Here is a 17,792-nt window from a genome sequence, read left to right as displayed (position 1 = left end):
TAAATCAGTTTATTGCAAATGCACGATAGTAGCTCCGTTGCCACCCTCATTTGCCGGAGCGTAGTTAAAACTTTTCACATGCTTGCTTGATTTTAGGTACTTCCAAACTCCTTTTCTAATTGCGCCAGTGCCAATTCCATGAATAATCGTGACAACATCAAGTCCTGCCAGCAGAACAGAATCTATATAGCGATCGAGATTAGTCATCGCTTCATCATAACGCTGACCGCGCAAGTCAAGCTCACTTCTCACATTGCTCCGCCTGCTTGCACTAATAGCGCGAACTTGCTTAGTAGATTTTAATTCTTTTTGTGATCCGATTTTTTCTATGTCTCGATCACTAACTTTTACTTTAATGATACCCATTTGGACTTCATATTCATGTTCGGATAATTTTTTGGTAATAGTGCCAGTTTGTCCGTAAGACAGTACTTTTACCTTATCACCTACATTGACATGGTGACGTCTCTTTTCGCGTTGCAAAACGCGATTATGAGCCAAATTTTCATTTTGTCGTTCAAGCTGATTAAATTCACCTTTAGCAGCAATAATTTCATTTTGTTTAACTTTGCCCTTTTGCTGTTCAAGCTGCTCGATGATTTTATCAGCCTTTTTACGACTTTTTGTGACTACTTCATTAGCTCTTTCTTGTGCAAATTCCAGTTGCCTTTGCACACGCTGATTATACCAATCCAAAGCCTGTTGCAATTTTATTTCAAGTTTTTTAGCCCGGTCAAGACTAGTTGTTAAATGACTGCGAGCATCCGAAGCAGCTTTGGTTTGTTTTGTCAACTCAGTAATCATTTGGTTAATATCAACATTTTCATCACTCATTAATCCCTGAGCTTTTTTAACCACATCCTCACGCATCCCCAGCCTGCGGGCAATAGCAAAGGCGTTACTGTGACCTGGAATACCGATCTGTAAACGATAGGTTGGAGACAGTGTTTTTAGATCAAACTCCATTGAAGCGTTAGTCGTTCTTTCCCGATTATAACCATAAAGTTTTAGTTCTGGGTAGTGTGTTGTGACGATTATTTTGGCCTTCTTTTGACGTAAGAAATCCAAAATACTGATTGCAAGACTTGCTCCTTCTTCTGGGTCAGTCCCAGCTCCAATTTCATCAATCAAAACAAGAGTTTCAGCATTGACGCTTTTCATTATTTTAACAATACCGTTAATATGTGAGGAGAAAGTACTAAGCGATTGCTCAATAGATTGTTCATCTCCAATATCAGCACAAATGTCTTTGAACACACCTGCTTTGCTTCCCTCTGCAACTGGAATAAACAGACCTGATTGCACCATTAGCTGCAATATCCCTACTGTTTTTAATGTAATGGTTTTCCCACCAGTGTTGGGGCCAGTAATTAATATAGTATCGTAATCTTCACCAAGTCGTATGTCGTTGGCAACGACTTTTTTAGGGTCAATTAAAGGATGTCGTGCCTGCAAAAATAGTAATGACTGGTTATGAGTCAACTTTGGTTCGGTAGCTTTCATGACATGAGCCAGCTTTGCTTTTGCTTGGATAAAATCAAGTTCAACCAAGGAACTTGCAATCGTATCAATGCTGTCAGCTTCGGGACGTACTAAATCTGACAGATTACGTAAAATCCGGCTAATCTCCCTTTTTTCTTGCGCCAAAAGATTTTGCTGACGATTGTTAAGATTTAAAACTGCACTTGGTTCAATAAATAAAGTTTGACCACTAGCACTCTGATCGTGAACGACACCACCAAATTTATTACGATACTCTTGTTTAACCGGAATAACATAACGGTCATCACGAATAGTCACGATCTGTTCGGATAAGTACTTGCTACTATTTCCTTTTGTGTAGCTGTCCATTTTATCTTTAATTTCTGTATCATTATTTTTGATTTCGTGACGTAAATGGGATAATTCAGCAGATGCAGTATCAAGAACTTCCCCGTCAAAATCCAGCGAACGACTAAGCTGCTTGAACAGTGATTGAGGCACATCTAGTTTTGCCAAAATGGAGTCTATTGCTGCTAAATTCAGTTTTTCTTTATCATCTTCACTAAAAAAGTCATTGATTTCATTAGCAAGTTCTAAAACCAGCAATAAGTTGCCTAATTCCTTTGCATTCAAATTAGCTTTGATCCGCAAGCGCTTAATACTCGGTCCAACATCAACAAAATCCGTTAAAGGCAGTTGTCCCTTGATCCGCAAAATATCAGCACCCGCCAAAGTCTGCTTCAGTGCAAGTTCTACTTGAGCAAAGTCATTACTTGGTACAAGATTAAAAGCTGCCATTTTAGCTGGTGTAGTAATCGCCATTTGTTGCAGTTGTTCAGTAATTTTTGCAAATTCTAAAGTTTCTAATATCTTATCATTCATTAGTTTCTAAATTATTAATCTTGAATAAAAAAGGCTGGCCCAGCCAGTCTCTTTTATTCACCACTTAATCGGTCATCGTCCAAAAATGTGTTCAAAACTCCTTGAACCATATTCCATTCATCATCTGCTTCAATCTCGTGTAAATCACTGCTAGTGACATCACCTTCGGAATCGGAGTCATAACTAAAAGCCAAAACTTCAATTTCCTCATCATCACTGGCAGCTGCCGGATAAAGCAGAACATATGATTTATCATAATCATCAGAATGAAATGTAAATAAAATTTCATATAATTCTTCGTTGCCTTGATCATCAATCAAGGTAATTTGACGGTCATCACCGTTAACTTCTTGTGTCATATTAATCCTTTCGGTTTAGATCCAAATAATTTTGTAAAATCAAGACAGCGGCCATTTGGTCAATCACTTTTTTACGTTGATGGCGGTTGTGCATATCTGCTTCTTCAACTAAAACACGTTCAGATTCAACTGTAGTTAGTCTCTCATCAGAATAATGCACTGGCAAACCAAACTTCTTTTCAAGCCTTTCACCGTATGCCTTACTTCGCGCAACCGCAACGCCAGAAGATCCATCCATATTTTTGGGCAAACCTAAAACAAAACCCGCTGGTTCATATTGTCGCACAATCTTTTTAATTGCACGCATACCAAAATTATAACGCGTTTCATCAATAGGGATAGTTTCAAGCATTTGCGCAGTAATGCCTAATTCATCACTAACTGCAACGCCTACTGTCTTTGATCCAACATCTAAACCAACTAATCGCATTATTTATCTTTTCCAAGATAATTTTTGACAAGCTCTTCAATAATTTCATCACGTTCGTGTTTTAAAATTAATTTACGAGCATCATTATGCCGTGGAATATAAGCTGGATCGCCAGACAATAAATACCCGACAATCTGATTAACTGGATTATAGCCCTTCTCTTCCAGAGCATTATAAACATCTTGCAGAGTGTCATGAACGTTTTTGCCTTTATTTTCATTAAAGTCAAAGTGCATTGTCTTATCTAGCGAACTCATAATCATTCCTCCTAGCACAATTTTACTTGAAAAACAGTATAAACTCAATCAATTAATTTTTTGAAATCGCTGTGATCACTGTCTGAATAGCCTTTTCAAGGCCTTCAGGTTTTTTACCTCCGGCTTGAGCCATATCTGGTCGACCGCCTCCGCCTCCGCCAAAGATTGGAGCAGCTTGCTTAATTAAATCACCTGCTTTAAGGCCTTTTGCTAAGGCTTTATCACCTAAACTAATGATCATATTTGCCTTGCCGTCATTAGCGGTAGCCAAAACCAGCACATCTGACTTTTTGCCACTCTTCCAAGTATCAGCAAATTCACGCAAATCATTCATCCCGTTAACATCAACTTTTTGTGCAATAACTGATAGATCACCTGCTTGCTCTACATTATCAAAAATAGAGTTGGCCTTATTTTGATTGATTTGCAAGTTCAAGTCTTCAACCTGCTTTTGACTGTCATGCAGGTCTTTTTCAAGTGAATCAACCTTATCGATAATATCTTCTGGTTTAGTTGATTTTACTTCTGCCTGGATTTCATCTAACAATTCTGATCTGCTGGCCAAGTACTCATAAGCTTTCTTGGAAACTACTGCTTCAATTCTTCTCATACCTGCACCAATAGCAGATTCAGAAATAATCTTAAAAATACCTATTTGGTTAGTATTGGCACAATGAGTACCACCACAGAATTCAATAGAAAAATCTGCTATTTGGACAACCCGGACTTTATCACCGTATTTACCATCAAATAAAGCTAGAGCACCCATCTTTCTACCAGTATCAGGGTCAGTAATAGTAGTTTTGACATCAATTGCCGCCCAGATTTTTTGGTTTACCAGGTTCTCAACTGATTTAAGTTCCTTTTCGGTCATTGGCTCAAGCGCAGTAAAGTCAAAACGTAAATAATCAGGGTCAACCAAACTGCCTGCTTGATGAGTATGTTCACCAAGTACGCTTCTCAAAGCTGCATGTAATAAGTGCGTGGCAGTATGAGAATGGCGCAGACCTTCGCGGCGAACTCTGTCGATCTTTAGAGTATATTCCTCACCTTTTGTCAGAGGTAAAATCACATCGACAAAGTGCATATTTTGATCATTGGGCGCATGTTGCACATCGGTTACTTGAGCAACAAGTTCTCCTTCCTGATTATAGATATTACCATGATCGGCTACCTGGCCACCACGTTCACCATAAAAAGGAGTCTTATCAAAAATCAAAACAGCATTATCGCCATCTGCTTTATCAACTAACTGATCATCAACTATAATATCAACTAATTTTGCGTGTTTTTCTTCATAAACGCCATATTCAAATTCTGACTTATCCTTTAAGTTCATCAGAGTTTCATCTTGAGCGCTCATCGATTGCAAATTGCCACGAGCTTTACGGGCACGTTCTTTTTGAGCTGCCATTTCGGCATCAAAACCTTTTTGGTCAACCTTTAAACCTGCATCCTGTGCAGTTTCAAAAGTCAGTTCATAAGGAAAACCATAAGTATCAAATAATTTGAATGCATCTTTACCAGTAATTGTTTTATCTTCTGACTTTTGTGCACTTGCAATCAGGTCATCAAGTAAAGTTAATCCCGATTCAAGAGTTAATTGGAACCTTTCTTCCTCGTTCTTAATTACTTTGGCAATGAAATCTTTTTGCTGTGTAACTTCCGGATAATGACTCTCCATAATTTTGCCAACTACCGAAACTAGTTTGTAAAGAAAAGCTCCCTTAATGCCTAAGCGCTGACCATTTAAATCGGCACGCCGAATTAGGCGCCGTAAAACATAGCCGCGCCCTGTGTTTGATGGCAATGCACCATCTGCAATAGCAAAACTGACAGTCCGCACATGATCTGCAATAATCTTAAAAGCAGTGGTATCTGCTTTATTTGTGCCATATTTTTTAGCAGCAGTCATTTTTTCTGTTTCATGAATAATCGGCAAAAAGAGATCAGTTTCAAAGTTAGTTGGCGCATCTTGCAAAATAGACAAAACGCGCTCTAAGCCCATACCGGTATCAATATTCTTATGCGGTTGATCAACATACTTGCCATTTGCTAAGTGATTATATTGTGAAAAGACGATATTCCAAATTTCCAAATAACGGGCATTTTCACCACCAGGGAAGTTTTCTGGATCATCTTCCGCTACATCGTTATTTTCTTGACCACGATCATAAAAGATCTCGGAATCAGGACCACAAGGACCTTCGCCAATATCCCAGAAATTTTCTTCCAGTTTAACGATATGATCTTCAGGCATCCCAACTTCTAACCAAATTTTGTATGCTTCGGTATCTTTAGGATAAACCGTGCAATAAAGCTTTTCCTGATCTAAATCAAGCCAGTCCGGACTCGTTAAAAATTCCCAGGCCCAAGTAATTGCCTCTTTTTTAAAATAATCACCAACAGAAAAGTTGCCCAGCATTTCAAAAAAAGTCTGGTGTCTGGCCGTTTTACCAACATTTTCAATATCATTTGTTCTAATTGATTTTTGCGAACTGGTAATCCTATGATTTTTAGGGACTACAGAACCGTCAAAATATTTCTTCATCGTTGCCACACCGGAATTTATCCACAGCAATGTTGGGTCATCTTGTGGGATTAATGATTGACTGGGCAATACCATGTGTCCGTGCTGCTTGAAGAAATCCAAAAACATTTGTCTAAATTGTGAACTTGTCAGTTTCTTCATCAAATATATCTCCCTTTTTTGCAAAAATAAAAACACTATTGCTTATCTTAAGGACGCCTTTAAACGCGGTACCACCTTAATTGCAACAGTGCTTGTTACCTCTTAATTAATTTTATTTGTTAAACCATAAGGAGCATTTTTTAAATAGCAGTAAATCATTTTCACCATGCGATTCTCTCTTTGAACTGCTAATCTTAAAAAACATATCTTAAGTTATCAGTAATTGTACTACTTGCACAGTTTTTGTCAACGTGCAGCTAAATTTGAATGCCTTAAAGTATTCTGCTTTCAAATCTACCTGCGATAAAAATCATCAAAAACTGTTACAGGCAAATGTCTCTTATGTTCACTTTTACGCCAGAGCGACTCAATCTTCTCTGCAGCCAGTTCAGATACAGTACGACCTTCTAGGTAGTCATCTACATCCTTGTAGCTAACTCCCAGTGCAGTTTCATCCGGTAAGCCTGGCTTATTTTCTTCCAAATCTGCCGTTGGCGCTTTTTGGTACAAGTGCTCTGGACAATTTAAAAATTTAAGCATCTGCTTGCCTTGCCGTTTATCTAAACGGAAAAGCGGTGTCAGGTCTGCTGCACCATCGCCATATTTAGTATAAAAACCGCTAAAATTTTCAGCCGCATGATCTGTACCAACTACCGCACCATTGTGAGCACCAGCAATAGCGTACTGTACAACCATACGTTCACGAGCCTTAATATTACCCTTGTTAAAATCTGTGATCTGCTGTCCAGCTTCATTCAAACTGGCTACCAAAGCATCAACAGCAGGTTTAATATTGACTATTAAATCCTGATCGGGTTTTTGAAATGCCACAGCATCAGCTGCATCTTGAGCATCTGTTTGAACGCCATAAGGTAAACGAACTGCAATAAATTGATATGAACTATCGCCCGTTTCATCACGCATTTCGGAAATTGCCATTTGGCACAGTTTTCCTGCCAACGTAGAATCCTGACCCCCTGAAATACCCAGCACATATGATTTTAAAAATGTATTTTCTTTAAGATAATCCTTCAAAAAATTAACTGAGCGTCGAATTTCTTTTTGAGGATCAATTTGGGGTAAAACATGTTCATATTTTATAATTTGTTCTTGCAATGGCCTCAATGTTCAGTATCTCCTTTATTAATACTTGCAAGAATATTCTGAATAATATTCATTTTACTGTCATACAAATCTTTAGAAAGATCAACAGGGTATTCTTGAGGGTTCAAACTTCGTTTATATTCATCCCAAAGACCATCTAAGTTAGCTGCACAAAAGTTTTTGATATCTGTTAATTTAGGCTTCTGATATTTCAATTGGCCATTTACAAAAATATCTTTTAAAAGCGGCTCAGCAGTATAATCCGTTACCACTTTATTGATATAAGTATACTGGGGATGAAACATGTAAAGTGAATCAAATTTTCGCGGATCCACACCAGCCCGTGCAATCCAGTCACCTTCATTTTTCTTTTCAGTATTGGCTGAAATACGCCAAACCTGCTTTTTACCTGGAGTTGAGACTTTTTCCACATTCGAAGAAATTTTTAAAGTATCACGCATATGGTGCTGATCATCTTCAATTGAGACTAACTTATAAACTGCTCCTAAAGCAGGCTGGTCATAAGCAGTAATATATTTAGTGCCAATACCCCACACATCAATTTTGGCACCTTGCATTTTCAAACTTGTAATCGTGGTCTCTTCCAAATCATTTGAAGCAAAAATTTTGGCACTGGTATAACCGGCATTATCCAGCTCGCGACGAACCTGCTTAGAAATATAAGCCATGTCACCAGAATCAATTCGCACGCCTTGAAAGTTTATCTTATCTCCCATTTCATTGGCAACACGGATAGCATTTGGTACGCCACTTCTGACGGTATCATATGTATCTACAAGAAAAACGCAGTCCTTATGCGTTTCTGCATACGCTTTGAATGCTTCATATTCACTGCCAAATGCCTCTACCAATGAATGAGCATGAGTACCAGAAACAGGAATCCCAAACAACTTACCTGCACGAACATTGCTTGTTGAGTCAAAACCACCGATATAAGCTGCACGAGTACCCCAAATTGCAGCATCTGCTTCCTGTGCACGTCTAGTACCAAATTCCATAACACCGTCACCTTGCACGGCTAGTTTGACACGAGCTGCTTTAGTCGCTAATAAGGTTTGATAATTAATAATATTTAAAATGGCAGTCTCAACTAATTGACATTGAGCTAATGGTCCTTCAACTTGCAGCAAAGGTTCATTGGCAAAAGCTATTTCTCCTTCGGGCATCGACCTTACCGTAAGTTCCATTTTCAATTGGCGCAGATAATCAATAAAATCATCATCATAGCCAATTTCTTCTTTTAAATACTTCAAATCACTTTCTTTAAATTTTAAGTTTTGCAAGTATAAAATTACGTGTTCTAATCCTGCATAAACAGAATAGCCATTGCCAAATGGTTCTTTGCGATAGTAAACCTCAAAGACCGCATTGCGTTCTGAAATTCCTTTTTTAAAATAGGTATACATCATGTTAATTTCATACAAATCTGTATGAAGGGTTAACGAATCATCTTTATCCAATTCTTGATAAAACATTCTGTCCTCTTATTAATCCACTAATATTTTTTGTCTTATTATAAACATTTGTGGATTTTTTAACAATCTTGCCAATCTATTCGATCTTGCTATACACCTGCAAAATACTTTTCAACTGCTTCTTTAATGAAAAATTTCGTTCAACATAACTTTTTTCTCGCTGAGCCATTTCCTTAAGCTGATCTTTAGGCGTTTCTATAGCTCGCCTTAACTGAGTGCAAATCGAATCTATATCACCTATATTGGCTACAAAACCATACTTTTGACTTGGTATCATTACCGTAATATCACCTACAGCAGTCGACAGCAGTGGCAAAAGATTGTCACTTGCTTCCAGTAGGACTAAGGGAAAACTTTCTGAATATGAAGTTAAAACTGCTAGGTCCATACGCCGATATAAATTCTTTAATTGTTTATGCGTCATAAACCCTTGAAAAGTTACTTGTGGACTCAATTTTAATTTTTGTGCCAAATTTTTTAAAGAGTTTAATTCAGTACCGTCCCCAACAATAAATAAATGAACATTGGCATTATTTAGTTTTTTTAATGCTTGAAGTAGCAGCGCCTGACCCTTAACTTTTTCGGCCCTGGCAACATTTACTATATTGAAATTTGGATGCTCATATTTTGCAGGAATCTGGCTGTCTTCATGAAAAAAAGTGCCATTATATATCACATGAACTTTTTCTTCCTTAATTTTTATCTTTTTGACTACTAAGTCAGCAAACTTTTTGGTGACAGCAAAAATGCAATCTGCTTTGCTAATTGCATGCAAATTGGCTTTGGTAAATATTTTGCCCTTTAACCCACGATCAGCAAAATCAAGATAGGGGTTGGAATGAATAGTTATGCACCATTTAGCCGTAATTTTTCGCCTAATTAAAGACATGAATAAATTCGCCCTAGGCCCGTGAGTATGAACTATATTAAAGTTTCCATGATTAATGAAATCAGCCAGCTTATTCAAGCCACCTAAATCATAACGACTTTTTATCCCTAAAACTTGTACATCCAGCTTTGCCGTGCGAGCAGCTTGAGCAACCGGACCGTCGGCTAAACATAATAAAGTAAAACTTCGTTGTTCATTTTTAGCTTCTTTTAGCAAATTAATGATGTGGGTCAGACCGCCGCCATTTTCGAGTCCAGCATTAACGTACAAAACTTTCATAATTATTCTTTTCCTTTTTTCGACTGGTAAACTTCGTGAACAAAATGTGGTAAAACCATCATTCGCTTTAACCGAGAAGGATTTTTAAGAAGACGATAAAACCACTCTAAATGAACAGTCTGCCAAATTTGAGGAGCTCGTTTGACTTTGCCTGAAAAGACATCAAAGCTGCCTCCCACTCCCATCATAAGCGCAGGTAGCAGATTTCTCCGCAAAACAGACAAGAGCTGTTCTTGACGAGGAGAACCCAGGGCAGCAAAAACCAGGTCAGGTTCTGTACGTTCTATCTGGTAGGCAACAAGTTCCAAATCCTCCTTAAAATAGCCGTCCTCAGCTCCTACCAACTGAATATCAGAATAGTCCCTGGCAATTTTTCCTTGAATAGCATGAATTACCTCTGGTCGAGCCCCGATAAGATATACTCTTAAGCTGCGATCATTTGCCAACTTCATTAACCAAGAAAACAGATCATAACCTGTTACCCTTTCTTTAAGCGGCTCTCCTAATATGTGACTTGCTTTTACAATTCCAATGCCATCAGCGGTGATATAGTCAGCATCATAAGTTAAAATCTTCATAAATTCAGGATTTTCATTAGCTGACATAACAATTTCAGGATTGGCAGTAACTATAAAGGTTGACTGATGTGCATTGATTCTACCAACGAATTCATTTTGAAACTGGTTAAAACTTTTATTATCGAAACTAACTCCTAAAACATTTACTTTAGTCATAACTATATCTCCTAATCCTCAATTTACTTTATTTTATCAAAATAATATCGAATTGAGGATACGCTTTACCTTTTCTATAAATATGATACTATTAACTCGTCAAATTGATAGGAGTACTGGAACTATGAAAAAAATAATTACTTATGGTACATTTGATTTACTGCATTATGGTCACGTCCGCTTGCTGAAACGCGCCCGTGAATTAGGGGACTATCTTATTGTGGGATTATCTACCGATGAGTTCAATCAACTCCAAAAACACAAGGAATCGTATAATAGCTATGCTGAAAGAAAATATATTCTTGAAGCTATTCGTTACGTGGACCAGGTTATTCCCGAAAAAGATTGGGAGCAAAAGACAAGTGATATCCAAAAATATGATATTGATACCTTTGTAATGGGTAATGACTGGAGTGGTAAATTTGATTTTTTAAAACCATACTGCAATGTAGTCTATTTGCCTCGCACTCCAGGAATTTCCACTACTAAAATTAAAGATGATTTAAAATAAAAAAGAACTCTGAACTAACTAACAAAGTTAATTCAGAGTTTTTATTTCGCAAAAGTAAATTCAAAACGATCTGCAACATAGCTAGCTCTAGTGTACTCAAAAGGTACGCCATTAGAAAGCTCTGTTACTTGCAAACGAGTAATTAACGCTTCACCTTTTTTTGCATCAAGCAATCTAGCTGCATTTTCGTTTGCTACAGCTGCAGAAATATATTCGGTTACACGTCCTATTGTATAACCACTTTTTTCTAAAGTTTGATATAAATGTGAAGAAATATCGGCTTTTGACATATTTAAAATCAAACTATGCGGAATAGATACGACTTCATAGCAAATTGGAACATCATCTGCATAACGAATACGTTCCATTCGCAAAACTTCTTGTGTATCATCCAAATCCAGTCGTTCCATCTCTGATAAAGAGGGTTTGCCAAAACGATAAGAAATCAACTTACTAGAGGGTGTTTGACCATTTGCATGCGTAATATCGGTAAAGGACATGATTCCCGACATTTTTTCCTGCACTTTTTGGTTAGCAACATATGTACCGCTACCAACACGCTGCTCTAAAATACCTTCATCTTCCAAAGTTTTAATTGCCTGTCGCAACGTCATGCGAGAAACACCAAATTTTTGGGCTAACTGCCTTTCGGCTGGAATTTTACTCCCAACTTTGTAATTATGATTTTCTATTTCACGTTTAATTTGATTATGAATCTTGATGTACATTGGTTCTTCCATGAATGCACCCCCATTACACATCTTATTATAATTCAAATTGGTCTACTCTGCATGATACCTTACAAATTAAAAATAATCAACTTAATTCTTTTTAGTGGTCCACTTCATACCCCATAAGCGAAATTCAGCATTTTGCCCACATTCTACCGTTATTGAATCATCACTTGTAGCAATCACGCTGGCATGCAAGTGTGCCTGATTTTCCACAGCCAGATTTGCACCATTAGAATTAAAGATAAGATCATGTCCTTCAAACTGAGCCTGATCGCTTAGAGCTAAGAAATACTCATACTCATTGCCACCATTGAACGTTACACGTCTTGAATTGCACTCAACCTCATTCTGAAAATCAGCATGATTGGCAATAACAGAATTGTTAAGTGTGATCTTCGCTTCACCTGTAGCAATTAAGCGGTTTATTCTGCTGTTCTGGATTATGATATGTGGGTTTTTCTCGCAGTAAAAGCCACCTTTAAACTCACTGCCAATGATATTAATCCAAGTCTCATCGGTTATAAACATTCCAGTATCCTCTTGTGACAAAAGCTTGCTGTTAAGCATGTTTACCCAAGCCTGTCCCTGAATAAGAAGTGAGGAAACAACGGTGTTATTTATATCTAATTCAACATTTGATTTTTTAAAAGTATCAATACTGCCATGGATACGAGAATTATTGATAATAGCAGTGCCATGGCCTTCCAGTGCCAAAGCTCCAATATCTTGAACAACATTCTTGATAGTCGAATCATTCATTTCCAAGCGAAAATTGGAATCAGCAAATAAAGAAACAGAGCCATTCATAATTACTGTCGAAAATAACTCCAGTGTCACTTTACCGTTAGCAGCTATTGTAGCCGTATCACCACCAAAGCCTTTGACAATACAGTTGCGTAACGACAAAAAAGTATTAGCTTCAGCAGGTATAAACAAGCTGTTGGCATCATTTACAGTATTAACACACAAATTTTCTAAATTAACAAATTGACTGCCGGCATCTACATTCAGATAACCAAGTATTGCTGTGTCTTCAGGAAGATTGCCAGTTCCTTTAATAGTGATATCAGATAAAAAAATTCCCGCAGGTATTTCATAAAATCCTGGTTCCAAAAGCAATACATCATCAGCACGCAAATCATTTAAGGCATTATGCCAGCTAATTTCTTTACCTCCGGCCCCAACTCGAACAAGTCTTGACATATATTTCCCTTCTTAATCAAAGTTAGCTTCTTTATTGTACTATTAATGACCCGAAAATAGGCAAACTTTAGCAACTGAATTTACTACACTCTAAAGAAATTTATAACAAATCATAAAGAAGCAAAAGCACATTTTAAATAACACAAATTATTAAAAAAGTTTCAAGCTATCTCAGTCAAAAGTTTCCAATGACTTTATCTTAGCTATATATATGTATTTATATATAGTATTATTAAGGTGAAATCATTTTAATAATATTTATTTACTCTAAATATATACGATTTTTTATAAATAACGTTTTTAATATTTTTTATACTTACTAACTATTAGTTTATCGCACATAGAAATGAATTTTTAGTAATTTTTAGATAACAAAAGGCAAATTTTTAGTCAGCTAAAAAGATTGACCCTTGAAAATAAATACTGTATAACCCTAAGGTAAAGGTAAATGTATAAATCACACAAGAGGTTTTTGTTATGCTAAATAAAAATATTAGAAGGCGAAAAAATAACGGTTGTTGTTATTTAAAAAATAACAAAATTAATTTTTTTTATTATAGTCTAGTTGCAACCACATTGATAGTAACTGCATTGGGAACTTGCAGTAAAACTGTTTATGCTCAAGCTGATTCAACCTCAGCTTTAATAAAAAATTCTGCTACTATAAAAAATCCAATATTAAAAAATAACAGTAATATTATTTCACAAAATAATAATAGCATTATTAAAGGTAAAGATAATGAATGTGAGTGGTCTTTTGATGAAGAGACTAAAACACTCACAATAACGGGGGGAACTTTATCCTCTACACCAATTTGCCAGTTGCTAAAGACCCAACAAAGCGATCAGGGAAAAGTTATCAATCCAAATGAGATTCAGTATATTGCTTTCCAGATCGGAACTGCTGACTATGGTGGTAAGCTGAAAGTCCGACTAGCACGTAATTCAAACAGTAAATTTGCTAACTTACCAAGTTTAGTTGGTTTTATTAATCTCAACAATGTAGATGCCAGTGATGCCAGTGATTTAAGCAGCTTGTTCGAAAACGACACTAGCTTAAAGGAACTTGACTTGACTTCTTGGGATACTATTTCTAATCGAGACATGAACAGCATGTTTAAAAACGATACTCAACTAACCAGCATCAATTTAAATAATTTCAGAACAGATAGTGTCTTTGATTTCAGTCATATGTTTGAAGGCGATGAAAATTTAATCACCTTAAACTTAGCCAACTGGAAAACTGGTAACGTTAAAAACATGAGTTATATGTTTAATGGTATTGCAGCTACGGAATTAGCAGATATTACTAGTTGGCAAACCTACAACGTTACTAACATGAGCTATATGTTCAAAGACTCAAAGTTGAAGCAATTAAATTTAAGCCGCTGGGATACAGGAAATATATTTGAAATGACTAACATGCTTGATGGTTTGGGAAATAATTCTGATGGCTTTGTACTTAGTTTAGGCAAACATAGACTAAAACCGACAGCATTTGCCAATTTTAAAATGCCTAAAGTTATTGCAATAGGCAACGGTAGTGCTGCTAAACCTGCAGGAAAAATTCTTTCTGTCACAGATTTGGCTGATTTGTATGACAAAGAAGATAAAGACTGTCCGGCAGAAACATATGTTAGTCAACCAATTACCTGGTCTGTGGGTTCCATTGACTTGGATGATTCAGTTAACAACATACATATCCCGGCAAATAAAAATAATATTCCGATTTATGATAACCAAACAAATATCAGTACAGGCTCAGTTACAACGGAAACTTCAAATATTCAAGAATCTGCAAAAGATTCAGCTATAAAATCTAATACAGTAAGTACTCAAGCAGAAGATAGTGATTCTGATACTGTTAAATTACCTCGTAAAGTTCTATGCTCAATCCAAGTTTATGATCAAAATGGCAGTCCTATTAAAGGCTTTGTACTTAAACCAGGTTTGACCGTTGAAACTTATGGCATAGAGACGATTAATAATAAAAAATTTTATAAACTTGGTCAGAATATGTTTGCCAACATTATTGACATCGAAGGTAATAAGAAAAAGATTGTACATAATTCATACGTTTATAACAAAAAAGGCAAAAGAATCCGCAAATTGCTGGTAAAGAAAGGTAAATCAGTTCGGGTTTATGGCAATCCGATCAAAATTAAAAAGAAGCTTTACTATGTAATCGCTAAAAATAAGTATATTAAAGTTAATAACATAGCTTAAGCTGATACAAAAAAAGACGACTCTAACGAGTCGCCTTTTTTATTGGGTTAGCTGGATTCGAACCAGCGCATACTAGTACCAAAAACTAGTGCCTTACCGCTTGGCTATAACCCAATGATAATGGAGGAGGGTGGATTCGAACCGCCGAACTCAGAGAGAGCGGTTTTACAGACCGCCGCGTTTAGCCACTTCGCTACTCCTCCGTCACGTACGTTAATTATAATACCGAAAAACGTACGTGATTGCAAGCAAAATTTTCTTAAATATTACTTCTTATTTTCTTTAACGAACTTTTCTAGTCGCTTCAGTCCTTCTTCAATTTGATCCATTGAAACAGCGTAAGAAAATCTAATGTAACCTTCTCCGCCTTCACTAAAACTGGAACCTGCTGTAACAGCAACTTTTGCCTTGTCAACCAGCTCATAAATAAATTTATTATCATCCTGTTCAAAACCATCTGGTATTTTAGCAAAAATGTAGAATGCGCCTTGGGGTTTAGCACACTCAAAACCTATTTTGGTTAGGCCGGAATACAAAGCATCACGCCGCTTTTGAAATTCTTCTTTCATTGGCAGTGCGTCATCCATACCGTTTTTAAAGGCTTCTTCAGCTGCATCTTGCATAGGCGTTGGCTCAGTAGTAACTATTGCTTGGTGAACTTTTGCAATTTGTTGCAAAATATTTTTAGGCGCACAAACAATACCAATTCGGTAACCGGTCATGGCCCATGACTTGGAAACGCCGTTCATTAAAATTACTTGGTCATGCAATGATTTTTCCATTGAAGCATGTGGTTGATCATAGTTCAACTCACTGTAGATTTCATCACATAGTGCAAAAATTGGCTTATCACGAATAACATCCGCCAAAGCATCCAATTCGTCTTGACTATACATTACCCCAGTTGGATTTGTAGGATAATTCATAACCAACATCCGTACCCGGTCTCCATACTTGTCAATTACCTTTTGCAATTTTTCAGGTGTCAGCTTAAAACCATCATTTGCTGTATTTACTTTAACGATTTCAACACCTTCGTTGATAACACCCTCGTCAGTCATATAAAGTGGAAATAATGGAGTTGGCACGACCATAACATCGCCAGGATTCAAAGTAGCCAACACAGAATCAAAAATTGATTCGGTTACGCCATTGGTAACCAAAACCTCAGTTTCTGGATCATAGTTTTGCCCATATTTTTTACTCAAAAACTGACTAGCTGCCTTGCGTAAACCAATAGTTCCATTTGAAGGAGCATAGTGGGAGTGATTTTCATCAACTCCTCTTTTGGCTGCCTCTTTGATATGATCAGGAGTGTTAAAATCTGGCTCACCGAGGGTGAATTTTACAACATCTGGAATCTTGCCGGCGTAATCTGAAAACTTCAAAATCGGATTAGAGGGAGCATCAGCTAAACCTTTTCGTACGTATTTAATTAAATCTACCATATTTTTCACCAAACTTTCTTTTCAATTATATAGATTATACCTTTAATAAAATTATTTTTCTACAATATTTTTCTAATTATTAACTAATTTTACATATAAAAACACCTTTAAACTGTATAAGTTAAAGGTGTTTGAAAATTAACTATTTTAATTTTTCGTATAGGTTAGCTTATCCTTGAATTTGATCACGTAATTTAATCATCATAGGGTAGTTATTAGTAAAAATTCCTGCAACATGTTTTTGAAAATATTGTTTAGCAATTTGCGGGTCATCAACAGTCCAAATTCGTTCAGTAACTGCTTCCTGAGCTGGCAACAATTTGCCTGGATGAATACCAGCAAAATGGTTATCCTTGACTAATTTAGCCGAATTAACTACTTCTTCGTCAGTCAGGTAGCAATAGATCTGGTTAGGATCAATTTCCTGGCAATTTTTTAGTGTGACATAATCAAATGAAGAATAAATGATCGGATAAACGAAGTGATAAAGCTGTGCTAAGCTTAATACAGTTTTTTCAATACCAGGGTAATGAATCACTCCAGTTTTAAGTTCCAAATTTATTTGAATATTTTTATTTTCAAGTAGTTCAAATAATTCTTGCAGAGTTGGAACCAGCTCACCATTTGACAAGTGTAATTGCCTCAATTTCTTAAGCGTAAAATCCTTAATATACCCAGAGCCATCCGTTGTCCGGTCAACTTTTTCATCATGCATTACTACCGGTATGTCATCTTTAGTTAAGTGAACGTCAAATTCAATCCCCTCTGCTCCATTTTGAACAGCATTGCGGAAACCCTCCATTGAGTTTTCTGCAAACTTCATGGGATATCCTCTATGACCAAATACTACGGTTTTATTTTTGTCATTATTCATACTTTTGTGTTGGTTAAACCTCATAAAAAAGAAAACATTACAAACCAAACATAGAGGATATCATAAACCCTTTTCCCTGATTTTTAAATAGTAAAAGCTAAAAAATAAAAAATTTTTTGTGCATTTTCTAAACAAAAAAAGAGACAGTTCTTATTCCAGAACTATCATCTTTCGGGTTGGGTGTTCGTAAGA

At 36.5% G+C, this 17,792-nt stretch carries 15 protein-coding genes and 2 tRNA genes; 2 read left to right on the top strand and 15 right to left on the bottom strand.

Annotation, left to right across the window (positions count from 1 at the left end):
* Positions 1–9 precede the first annotated feature (9 nt).
* The 9 genes from LACWKB10_RS07505 to LACWKB10_RS07465 all read right to left on the bottom strand — a co-directional run bounded on the left by LACWKB10_RS07505 (position 10) and on the right by LACWKB10_RS07465 (position 10,604).
* Positions 10–2,364 carry an endonuclease MutS2 gene (locus LACWKB10_RS07505; RefSeq protein WP_034980711.1) on the bottom strand — a complete coding sequence of 785 codons (2,355 nt, stop codon included), beginning with the start codon at positions 2,362–2,364 and terminating at the stop codon, positions 10–12.
* Positions 2,365–2,417: 53 nt separating this feature from the next.
* Positions 2,418–2,723: a DUF1292 domain-containing protein gene (locus LACWKB10_RS07500; protein WP_034980709.1), complete on the bottom strand. Its 306-nt coding sequence runs from the start codon at positions 2,721–2,723 to the stop codon at positions 2,418–2,420.
* A gap of 1 nt (position 2,724) precedes the next feature.
* Positions 2,725–3,153 (bottom strand): Holliday junction resolvase RuvX, encoded by a 429-nt coding sequence (gene ruvX, locus LACWKB10_RS07495; RefSeq protein WP_034980707.1) that lies wholly within the window; start codon positions 3,151–3,153, stop codon positions 2,725–2,727.
* Positions 3,153–3,410 (bottom strand): IreB family regulatory phosphoprotein, encoded by a 258-nt coding sequence (locus tag LACWKB10_RS07490; RefSeq protein WP_034980704.1) that lies wholly within the window; start codon positions 3,408–3,410, stop codon positions 3,153–3,155. Before LACWKB10_RS07490 ends, ruvX begins: the two co-directional genes overlap by 1 nt.
* A 52-nt stretch (positions 3,411–3,462) precedes the next feature.
* On the bottom strand, positions 3,463–6,102 hold the full coding sequence (alaS, locus tag LACWKB10_RS07485) for an alanine--tRNA ligase (protein ID WP_034980702.1): 2,640 nt from the start codon (positions 6,100–6,102) through the stop codon (positions 3,463–3,465).
* A gap of 294 nt (positions 6,103–6,396) precedes the next feature.
* Positions 6,397–7,227, bottom strand: coding sequence for an ammonia-dependent NAD(+) synthetase (gene nadE, locus LACWKB10_RS07480; protein WP_034980699.1), 831 nt, complete (start codon positions 7,225–7,227; stop codon positions 6,397–6,399).
* Positions 7,224–8,702, bottom strand: a complete 1,479-nt coding sequence (locus LACWKB10_RS07475) for a nicotinate phosphoribosyltransferase (RefSeq protein ID WP_034980697.1) — start codon at positions 8,700–8,702, stop codon at positions 7,224–7,226. Before LACWKB10_RS07475 ends, nadE begins: the two co-directional genes overlap by 4 nt.
* Before the next feature lie 76 nt (positions 8,703–8,778).
* Positions 8,779–9,870 carry a glycosyltransferase gene (locus tag LACWKB10_RS07470; protein WP_034980695.1) on the bottom strand — a complete coding sequence of 364 codons (1,092 nt, stop codon included), beginning with the start codon at positions 9,868–9,870 and terminating at the stop codon, positions 8,779–8,781.
* A gap of 2 nt (positions 9,871–9,872) precedes the next feature.
* The gene (locus tag LACWKB10_RS07465; protein ID WP_034980693.1) at positions 9,873–10,604 is read right to left on the bottom strand and encodes a WecB/TagA/CpsF family glycosyltransferase; all 732 of its coding nucleotides are present in this window, start codon (positions 10,602–10,604) and stop codon (positions 9,873–9,875) included.
* 124 nt (positions 10,605–10,728) lie between these two features.
* Here LACWKB10_RS07465 and tagD point away from each other — a divergent pair, with 124 nt between their 5' ends.
* A complete protein-coding gene (gene tagD / locus LACWKB10_RS07460; RefSeq protein WP_034980692.1) occupies positions 10,729–11,115 on the top strand; it encodes a glycerol-3-phosphate cytidylyltransferase in 387 nt (128 codons plus the stop codon).
* Between the two features lie 41 nt (positions 11,116–11,156).
* Here tagD and LACWKB10_RS07455 read toward each other — a convergent pair whose 3' ends face one another.
* Together LACWKB10_RS07455 and LACWKB10_RS07450 are read right to left on the bottom strand one after the other, a co-directional pair.
* A complete protein-coding gene (locus LACWKB10_RS07455; protein WP_034980690.1) occupies positions 11,157–11,855 on the bottom strand; it encodes a GntR family transcriptional regulator in 699 nt (232 codons plus the stop codon).
* 81 nt (positions 11,856–11,936) lie between these two features.
* Positions 11,937–13,052 carry a hypothetical protein gene (locus LACWKB10_RS07450; RefSeq protein WP_034980688.1) on the bottom strand — a complete coding sequence of 372 codons (1,116 nt, stop codon included), beginning with the start codon at positions 13,050–13,052 and terminating at the stop codon, positions 11,937–11,939.
* Between the two features lie 477 nt (positions 13,053–13,529).
* Here LACWKB10_RS07450 and LACWKB10_RS07445 point away from each other — a divergent pair, with 477 nt between their 5' ends.
* The gene (locus LACWKB10_RS07445) at positions 13,530–15,278 is read left to right on the top strand and encodes a BspA family leucine-rich repeat surface protein (RefSeq protein ID WP_034980686.1); all 1,749 of its coding nucleotides are present in this window, start codon (positions 13,530–13,532) and stop codon (positions 15,276–15,278) included.
* 42 nt (positions 15,279–15,320) lie between these two features.
* Here LACWKB10_RS07445 and LACWKB10_RS07440 read toward each other — a convergent pair.
* The 4 genes from LACWKB10_RS07440 to LACWKB10_RS07425 all read right to left on the bottom strand — a co-directional run bounded on the left by LACWKB10_RS07440 (position 15,321) and on the right by LACWKB10_RS07425 (position 17,624).
* A tRNA-Gln gene (locus tag LACWKB10_RS07440) sits at positions 15,321–15,392 on the bottom strand.
* A gap of 7 nt (positions 15,393–15,399) precedes the next feature.
* Positions 15,400–15,481 (bottom strand) — tRNA-Tyr (locus LACWKB10_RS07435).
* 63 nt (positions 15,482–15,544) lie between these two features.
* Positions 15,545–16,726 (bottom strand): aminotransferase class I/II-fold pyridoxal phosphate-dependent enzyme, encoded by a 1,182-nt coding sequence (locus tag LACWKB10_RS07430; RefSeq protein WP_034980685.1) that lies wholly within the window; start codon positions 16,724–16,726, stop codon positions 15,545–15,547.
* Between the two features lie 169 nt (positions 16,727–16,895).
* Positions 16,896–17,624, bottom strand: coding sequence for a glycerophosphodiester phosphodiesterase family protein (locus LACWKB10_RS07425; protein ID WP_052060337.1), 729 nt, complete (start codon positions 17,622–17,624; stop codon positions 16,896–16,898).
* Positions 17,625–17,792 lie beyond the last annotated feature (168 nt).

Origin of the sequence: Lactobacillus sp. wkB10 (genome assembly GCF_000760615.1) — a bacterium.
GTDB lineage: Bacteria > Bacillota > Bacilli > Lactobacillales > Lactobacillaceae > Lactobacillus > Lactobacillus huangpiensis.
The sequence above is the reverse complement of the archived record's forward strand: the minus strand, read 5'-3'. Positions and strand labels throughout refer to the sequence as shown.

Coding starts and splice junctions, on each gene's coding strand:
- LACWKB10_RS07500 (WP_034980709.1), bottom strand. CDS start 2,723: ATGACACAAGAAGTTAACGGTGATGACCGTCAAATTACCTTGATTGAT.
- LACWKB10_RS07430 (WP_034980685.1), bottom strand. CDS start 16,726: ATGGTAGATTTAATTAAATACGTACGAAAAGGTTTAGCTGATGCTCCC.
- LACWKB10_RS07475 (WP_034980697.1), bottom strand. CDS start 8,702: ATGTTTTATCAAGAATTGGATAAAGATGATTCGTTAACCCTTCATACA.
- LACWKB10_RS07425 (WP_052060337.1), bottom strand. CDS start 17,624: ATGAGGTTTAACCAACACAAAAGTATGAATAATGACAAAAATAAAACC.
- LACWKB10_RS07445 (WP_034980686.1), top strand. CDS start 13,530: ATGCTAAATAAAAATATTAGAAGGCGAAAAAATAACGGTTGTTGTTAT.
- LACWKB10_RS07490 (WP_034980704.1), bottom strand. CDS start 3,410: ATGAGTTCGCTAGATAAGACAATGCACTTTGACTTTAATGAAAATAAA.
- tagD (WP_034980692.1), top strand. CDS start 10,729: ATGAAAAAAATAATTACTTATGGTACATTTGATTTACTGCATTATGGT.
- LACWKB10_RS07455 (WP_034980690.1), bottom strand. CDS start 11,855: ATGGAAGAACCAATGTACATCAAGATTCATAATCAAATTAAACGTGAA.
- ruvX (WP_034980707.1), bottom strand. CDS start 3,153: ATGCGATTAGTTGGTTTAGATGTTGGATCAAAGACAGTAGGCGTTGCA.
- LACWKB10_RS07465 (WP_034980693.1), bottom strand. CDS start 10,604: ATGACTAAAGTAAATGTTTTAGGAGTTAGTTTCGATAATAAAAGTTTT.
- alaS (WP_034980702.1), bottom strand. CDS start 6,102: ATGAAGAAACTGACAAGTTCACAATTTAGACAAATGTTTTTGGATTTC.
- LACWKB10_RS07470 (WP_034980695.1), bottom strand. CDS start 9,870: ATGAAAGTTTTGTACGTTAATGCTGGACTCGAAAATGGCGGCGGTCTG.
- LACWKB10_RS07505 (WP_034980711.1), bottom strand. CDS start 2,364: ATGAATGATAAGATATTAGAAACTTTAGAATTTGCAAAAATTACTGAA.
- LACWKB10_RS07450 (WP_034980688.1), bottom strand. CDS start 13,052: ATGTCAAGACTTGTTCGAGTTGGGGCCGGAGGTAAAGAAATTAGCTGG.